The organism is Collimonas fungivorans (assembly GCF_028292705.1).
Classification (GTDB): Bacteria; Pseudomonadota; Gammaproteobacteria; order Burkholderiales; family Burkholderiaceae_D; genus Collimonas; species Collimonas fungivorans_B.
Genome location: NZ_JAQGLV010000323.1, coordinates 1 through 7,435 on the forward strand (window position 1 = coordinate 1; position 7,435 = coordinate 7,435).

The following is a 7,435-nucleotide window of genomic DNA, read 5'->3' on the forward strand; positions in this document are numbered from 1 at the left end:
CGCTGCAGCTGACGCGGATACAGCTGATTACCCAGGACGAGCGGACTATCGACGCCGGGCAAGCGCAGCAGCTGTCGGCCTTGTTTCAGCGGCGCTTGCTGGGCGAGCCGATTGCGTACATTGTCGGTCAGCGCGAATTTTATGGCTTGCAACTCGAAGTCACCCCCGACGTCCTGATTCCGCGCCCTGAGACCGAACTGCTGGTGGACCTGGCGCTACAGCATTTGCCTGCCGCCGGCGCCCTGGAGACGCTGAGGGTGCTGGACCTGGGCACCGGTTCCGGCGCCATCGCGGTCGCCATCGCCCACAGCCGTCCGGACCTGCAACTGACCGCGCTGGACGTCAGCGCCGCCGCGCTGGCGGTGGCCGGCCGCAACGCCGCGCGCCATCTGGCGCCGGGCCAGTCACCCATGCAGCTGTTGTTAAGCAGCTGGTACGGCGCGCTGGACGACCGGCAGTTCAATGTGATCGTCGCCAATCCGCCGTATATCGTTGCCGGCGACAGCCACTTGACGCAGGGCGACCTGCGCTTCGAACCGCAAGACGCGCTGACCGACCATGCAGACGGCTTGAGCGCGCTGCGCATCATCATCGATGGCGCAGCGCGCCACCTGAAAGACGGCGGCTGGCTACTGATGGAACATGGCTACGATCAGGCGCCGGCGGTGCGTGAACTGCTGCAGGCGCAGCAATTTGACGCCGTGCAAAGCTGGGAGGACATCGCCGGCATCGAACGCGTCAGCGGCGGCAGGCGCAGGGCGCCAGGTTAATCGGCAAAAAACAGAAAAGCGCGGCATGCCGCGCTTTTTTTACATCCATGCCGGATCAGGACATTAGTCCTTCTCACCCCAGATTGCCGGGTACACGATACCCGCGATAACCGCGCCGACCAGCGGCGCCAGCCAGAACAGCCACAGCTGCTGCAACGCCCAGCCGCCGACAAACAGCGCCTGGCTGGTGCTGCGCGCCGGATTCACCGAGGTATTGGTGACCGGGATGCTGATCAGGTGGATCAGGGTCAGGCACAGGCCGATCGCGATCGGCGCAAAGCCTGCTGGCGCGCGCTTGTCGGTCGCGCCCAGGATCACGATCAGGAAGATGAAAGTCATCACCACTTCAGAAATCAGGGCCGCGTTCATCGAATACAGGCCCGGCGAATGGTCGCCATAACCGTTGGCGGCGAAATTGCCGATCTCCGCACCCGCTTTGCCGGTGGCGATCAGGTACAGGACGCCTGCGGCGATAATGCCGCCGACTACCTGGGCAACCCAGTAAGGCAGGATTTCGCTTTTCGGGAAACGGCCGGCGGTAGCCAGTCCAAGCGTCACTGCCGGATTCAGGTGGCAGCCGGAAATATGGCCGATGGCGAACGCCATCGTCAGTACGGTCAGGCCGAAAGCCAGCGCGACGCCGTGAAAACCGATTCCCAGGCCCGGGAATCCGGCCGCCAGCACAGCGCTGCCGCAACCGCCGAGGACCAGCCAGAATGTGCCAAGGGCTTCCGCGCCCAGACGTTTAGAAAGATGCATATTTGACTCCTGAAGAAATACTACTGTGTGATTAATGAACAATGGGCTTTACATCTTCGCCCTGTCGCATACGGCCACAAGCATATTTGCTGACTCATCGGCAAACAAGAAAAAAATTATCATTTAACAATATTTTTCATTTACAACCATTTTCCTCACGTCAGATCAGATTCGTCTGGCAGTTGTCTATCGAACAGTCTGACAAGCGCGCATAAATAATACCACCAGGAAATAAAAATATGGTGATATGACAAGCTTTTCGGCCAGGCGTATTTCAGGGCGGCTTCTTTTCGGACTGTCAAGACTGGCGGAATTATCTGGATTGCGTATGATCCAACGCTTGATTTTCATTCTTAAGACTCTCGACTCTCTATGCTGCCTTCGATCGAACAACGTCTCGCCCTTGAACTTGCCGCCAAACCGGTGCAGGTCGCCGCTGCCGTCGCCCTGCTGGACGAAGGCGCCACCGTGCCCTTTATCGCTCGCTACCGCAAGGAAGCCACCGGCGGCCTGGACGATATCCAGCTGCGCCTGCTGGAAGAACGCCTGCGCTACCTGCGCGAGCTGGAACTCCGCCGCGGCGCAATCCTGGCCTCGATTGAAGAACAGGGGAAAATGACGCCGGCGCTATTGCAAGCGATCTCGCTGGCAGAGGACAAGACCCGGCTCGAAGACTTGTACCTGCCGTACAAGCTGAAGCGCCGCACCAAGGCGCAAATCGCCGCCGAAGCCGGCCTGACCGAGCTGGCCGATGCCCTGCTGGGCAATCCCGAACTGAATCCGGAGCAGGAAGCCGACAAGTACCTGAAGCCGGCATTCAGCACCGATAATGGCGACAACCCTGGCGTCGCCGATGCCAAGGCCGCGCTCGACGGCGCCCGCCAGATCCTGATGGAGCGGTTCTCGGAAGATGCCGCGCTGCTGCAGGCGCTGCGCGAATACCTGACCGAGCACGGCGTGGTCGAATCGAAAGTAGTGGAAGGCAAACAGGACGCCGGCGAAAAATTCGCCGACTACTTCGACTATTCCGAAACCATAGGCACGATTCCATCGCACCGGGCGCTGGCGCTGTTCCGCGGCCGCCGCGAAGAAATCCTGAATGTGGTGCTGCGCCTCGACACGGAAGAAGAAAAACCGAAATGGGATGCTCCGCACAATCCGTGCGAAGGCCGCATCGCCGCCCGTTTCGGCATCAGCAACAAGAACCGCGGCGCCGACAAATGGCTGAGCGATACGGTACGCTGGAGCTGGCGCGTCAAGGTCTTCATGCACCTGGAAACCGAGCTGATGACGAAGCTGCGCGAAACCGCGGAAGTGGAAGCGATCAACGTCTTCGCGCGCAACCTGAAAGCGCTGCTGCTGGCGGCGCCGGCCGGACCGCGCGCCACCATGGGCCTCGATCCTGGCTTGCGCACCGGTGTCAAGGTAGCCGTGATCGACGCCACCGGCAAGGTGGTCGACACCACCGCGATTTATCCGCACCAGCCGCGCAACGACTGGGACGGCTCGCTGCACACGCTGGCGCAGCTGGCGGAAAAGCACAAGGTGTCGCTGATTTCGATCGGCAACGGCACCGCTTCGCGTGAAACCGACAAGCTGGCGCAAGACCTGATCAAGCTGCGGCCGGAGCTGAAGCTGACCAAGATCGTGGTGTCGGAAGCCGGCGCTTCAGTCTACTCGGCCTCGGAATTCGCCTCGCGCGAACTGCCGGACATGGACGTTTCGCTGCGCGGCGCAGTGTCGATTGCGCGCCGCCTGCAAGATCCGCTGGCGGAGCTGGTGAAGATCGATCCGAAGTCGATCGGCGTCGGCCAGTACCAGCATGACGTCGGCCAGACCCAGCTGGCGCGCTCGCTGGATGCGGTGGTGGAAGATTGCGTGAATGCGGTCGGGGTAGACGTCAACACGGCGTCGGCGCCGCTGCTGGCGCGGGTTTCCGGCCTCAATGCCAGCGTTGCCCAGAGCATCGTTACCTATCGCGACATGAAAGGCATGTTTACTTCGCGCGCCGGGCTGCGGGAAGTGCCGCGCCTGGGTGAAAAGACCTTTGAACAGGCGGCCGGTTTCCTGCGCGTCATGAACAGCGACAATCCTTTGGACGGCTCCGCGGTGCACCCGGAATCCTATCCGCTGGTGGAAAAAATCCTGGCCGACATCAAGAAAGACGTCAAGGGCGTGATCGGCGACGACAAGCTGCTGAAATCGCTCAACCCGGCCAAATATGCCGATGAAAAATTCGGCGTGCCGACCATCGCCGACATCCTCAAGGAACTGGAAAAACCCGGCCGCGACCCGCGCCCGGAATTCACCACCGCGACCTTCAAGGATGGCGTCGAAGAAATCCGCGACCTGCGTCCCGACATGATCCTGGAAGGCGTGGTCACCAATGTGGCGGCGTTTGGCGCATTTGTCGATATCGGCGTGCACCAGGACGGCCTGGTGCATATTTCCGCGCTCTCGAATACGTTCGTCAAGGATCCGCACAGCGTGGTCAAGGCCGGCCAGGTGGTCAAGGTGAAAGTGCTGGAAATCGATGAAAAGCGCAAGCGTATCGCGCTGACCATGCGCCTGACCGACAATGCGCCGGTCGCCGGCGCCAAACCGGAACAGCGCGCCGACCGCAATGACGCCAAGCGCCTGTCCCAGCAAAAGCAGGCGGCGCCGGCGCCGGCCAACAGCGCCATGGCCGCCGCCTTTGCAAAGTTAAAGGGATAGCAATATCCCCGGCACCGGACAAGGCCCGCCCTGCGCCAGCGCGAGGCGGCACTGTCCGGTACGCCAATACCAGTTCGGGCGAGAGCCAATTTGGGGCCAACGGGCCCTAATCGCGGCTGTCATCGTATAATCACGGCACAATCGATTTCCAACAGGTTTTATTTTGTCAGCCGCTCCCAACACTTCATCCTCACAATTCATGATGTCCCCGATCGCGGCCGATATGGAAGCGGTCAACGCAGTGATTCGCCGGCAGTTGCATTCCGATGTGCCGCTGGTGAACCAGATTGCCGAATACATCATCAGCGCCGGCGGCAAGCGCCTGCGCCCGGTGCTGGTCTTGCTGATGGCCCAGGCTTACGGCTACAGCGGCGAAAAACACCACGAACTGGCGGCGGTGATCGAATTCATCCATACCGCAACCCTGCTGCACGACGACGTGGTCGATGAATCGTCCTTGCGGCGCGGCCGCCAGACCGCCAATGCGCTGTTCGGCAACGCCGCCTCGGTGCTGGTGGGCGATTTCCTGTATTCGCGCGCCTTCCAGATGATGGTAGCGGTCGACAATGCGCGCGTGATGCAGATCGTCGCCGACGCCACCAACGTCATCGCCGAAGGCGAAGTGCTGCAATTGCTGAATATGCACAATCCGGACGTGTCCGAAGAAAACTACCTGCAGGTGATCCGTTCCAAGACCGCCAAGCTATTTGAGGCAGCGGCCCAGCTTGGCGCCCTGATTGCCGGCGCCGGCGACGACGCGATTGACGCTGCAGGCGAATACGGCCGCTCGCTCGGCACCGCGTTCCAGCTGATCGACGATGTCCTGGATTATTCCGGCAACGCCAGCGATATCGGCAAGAACGTCGGCGACGATCTGCGCGAAGGCAAGCCGACCCTGCCCCTGATTTACCTGATGGAGCATGGCAGCGCCGAGCAGCGCGCACTGGTGCGCAGCTGCATCGAAAACGGCGATGAACAGCATTTCGATGAAATCCTCGCCGCCATCACCAGCTCGGGCGCCCTGAACTACACCAGGCATGAAGCAGAGAAAGCCTCGCAGCGGGCGGCGGCGGCGATCTCCGGGTTGCCAAATAGTCAGTTCAAGGATTCTTTGCTACAATTATCTGCGTTCGCAGTGGATCGGAATCACTGAGAATTCAGCAAGGGGACTGCTGGATCGCCACCGCGCGCCACGGTGCGAGCCGGCAGCCCCAAAACCTGTCCAAGTCATTGGACAGCTAGATCGGGGTGTAGCTTAGCCTGGTAGAGCGCTACGTTCGGGACGTAGAGGCCGGAGGTTCGAATCCTCTCACCCCGACCACATAACACGTTGGTTTATTAACCTTTCCTTTACGGTGACCCTTTGGATGCCGTGCCCATATGGGTGCAGTTACTTGCACTAGTCGTACTCATCTTCCTGTCGGCTTTTTTTGCAATGGCGGAGACCGCCCTGGTCGCCGCCAACAAACACCGCCTGCGCCACCTGGCCAAGCGCGGCAGCAAAGCCGCGACCACCACGCTATGGCTGCTGGAACGGACCGACAAGCTGCTGTCGCTGATCCTGATCGTCAACACCCTGGTCAACGCCCTGGCCACCGCCCTGGTGACGGCGATTGCCATTACGACATTCGGCAATCACCAGGAAGTGATCACCATCGCTACCGCGGCGGTCGCCTTCCTGCTGATCGTATTCGCCGAAATCACGCCGAAAGTGATAGGCGCGACCTATCCCGAGCGCATCGCCCTGCCTACCAGCTTCGTGCTCAAGCCTTTGATGGCATTGGCCAAGCCGCTGATCTGGTTCGTCAACCTGTTCGTGTCGGCGATCCTCAGGCTGCTGCACATCAAAACCGGCAAACACGCGCAGGAACAACGGGTATCGCCGGAAGAACTGCGTTCGATCGTGCTCGAAGGCGGCAATTTCATGCCGCAAAAACACAAAAGCATCTTGCTCAACCTGTTCGACCTGGAAAAAATCTCGGTGGAAGACGTCATGACGCCGCGGGCGCAAGTCGAGGCGCTGAACCTGTCGGCCTCGGTAGAGGATATCAAGCACCAGCTGACCACCTGCTATCACAACAAGCTGCCGGTATATGAAGGTGAAATCAACCAGATCGTCGGCATTTTGCACGTGCGCAAGGCCATGGTATTGCTGAACCAGGAAGAGGAACTGACGGTAGAACATTTCCGCCAACTGCTCACTACCCCCTATTTTGTTCCGGAAGACACCGACGTTTTCACGCAGTTGCAATATTTCCAGGAAAACCACGAACGGCTGGGCATCATCGTCGACGAGTATGGCGAAGTGCAGGGGCTGGTCACGCTGGAAGACATCATTGAAGAAATGATTGGCGAATTCACCACTTCCAAGCCGGGCGCGGCGCGCGCCGACAGTTTTTCCTGGAATCCGCAAGGGCAATGCCTGCTAGAGGGCGCGACTACCCTGCGCGACATCAACAAACGGCTGGGCTTGAATTTCCCGCTCGACGGTCCCAAGACCCTGAACGGCTTGCTGCTCGAATGGCTGCAGGATATTCCCGACAACAACGTCAGCCTGAAAATTGCCGGATGCATCATAGAAATCGTGCAGGTGCAAAACCAGGCGATCAAGGTTGCCAAATTGATGCGGCCGAATAAACTACAAGAACATTAAAAACACTGCCCATCGGCAACTTTTACGACACATTTCTTCACAAATCCTTTACAAGTGAGTTTCCCGTAGGGCATCATTGGTCGGTTCGAATGGTTCGGCACATCTTTTGGTATTGACCCCCTATGGCAGCAGTATTTCCCAACGCTAATTCCACCAGTCCGATCTCCGGACTTGCCCGCGCATTGCTGCAAGCCGGACGTCTTTCCGTACCTCAGCTGGAGGCCCTGCACAAAAAGGCTAGCGAGAGTCAAACGCCGTTTATCGCCGCCCTGCTGGAAAGCGGGCACCTGGACGCCCGTTCGCTCGCGCTGTTTTGCGCCGAGACCTTCGGTTATCCGCAGCTGGACCTGAGCGTACTCAACCTCGGCATGCTGCCGGAAAAGGCCATCGACGCCAAGCTGATGGAAACCCATTCCGTACTGGCCCTGGCGAAACGCGGCAACAAGATCTATGTCGCCTTTTCCGATCCGACCAATATCCAGGCGCTGGACCAGATCAAGTTCCAGACCGAGCTGACGGTAGAACCTATCATCGTCGA

General features: G+C 59.7%; 5 protein-coding genes, 1 tRNA gene and 1 pseudogene. 6 read left to right on the plus strand and 1 reads right to left on the minus strand.

Annotated features, from left to right (window positions below; translation table 11 throughout):
• The coding region (prmC, locus tag JWQ61_RS18330) for a peptide chain release factor N(5)-glutamine methyltransferase (protein WP_304361767.1) at positions 1-770 on the plus strand (770 nt) is incomplete at its 5' end.
• Between the two features lie 63 nt (positions 771-833).
• On the opposite strand, the gene aqpZ is transcribed toward prmC, so the two are convergent.
• A complete protein-coding gene (aqpZ, locus tag JWQ61_RS18335) occupies positions 834-1,529 on the minus strand; it encodes an aquaporin Z (RefSeq protein WP_014007892.1) in 696 nt (231 codons plus the stop codon).
• Positions 1,530-1,901: 372 nt separating this feature from the next.
• Between aqpZ and JWQ61_RS18340 the strand changes: the two genes are divergently transcribed.
• From JWQ61_RS18340 to JWQ61_RS18360, 5 genes and pseudogenes are all read left to right on the plus strand, one after another.
• Positions 1,902-4,244, plus strand: a complete 2,343-nt coding sequence (locus JWQ61_RS18340; protein WP_304361768.1) for a Tex family protein — start codon at positions 1,902-1,904, stop codon at positions 4,242-4,244.
• A 202-nt stretch (positions 4,245-4,446) separates the two neighbouring features.
• The gene (ispB, locus tag JWQ61_RS18345) at positions 4,447-5,397 is read left to right on the plus strand and encodes an octaprenyl diphosphate synthase (protein WP_304361770.1); all 951 of its coding nucleotides are present in this window, start codon (positions 4,447-4,449) and stop codon (positions 5,395-5,397) included.
• A gap of 91 nt (positions 5,398-5,488) precedes the next feature.
• Positions 5,489-5,565: transfer RNA gene (locus tag JWQ61_RS18350), tRNA-Pro, on the plus strand.
• A gap of 42 nt (positions 5,566-5,607) precedes the next feature.
• Positions 5,608-6,897, plus strand: coding sequence for an HlyC/CorC family transporter (locus tag JWQ61_RS18355; RefSeq protein WP_304361769.1), 1,290 nt, complete (start codon positions 5,608-5,610; stop codon positions 6,895-6,897).
• Positions 6,898-7,019: 122 nt separating this feature from the next.
• Positions 7,020-7,435 (plus strand): annotated as a pseudogene (locus JWQ61_RS18360) (type IV-A pilus assembly ATPase PilB); the annotation flags it as partial.

Excerpts from the sequence above, each read along its gene's own strand:
- aqpZ (WP_014007892.1), bottom strand. The coding sequence starts at position 1,529 with ATGCATCTTTCTAAACGTCTGGGCGCGGAAGCCCTTGGCACATTCTGG.
- JWQ61_RS18340 (WP_304361768.1), top strand. The coding sequence starts at position 1,902 with ATGCTGCCTTCGATCGAACAACGTCTCGCCCTTGAACTTGCCGCCAAA.
- ispB (WP_304361770.1), top strand. The coding sequence starts at position 4,447 with ATGTCCCCGATCGCGGCCGATATGGAAGCGGTCAACGCAGTGATTCGC.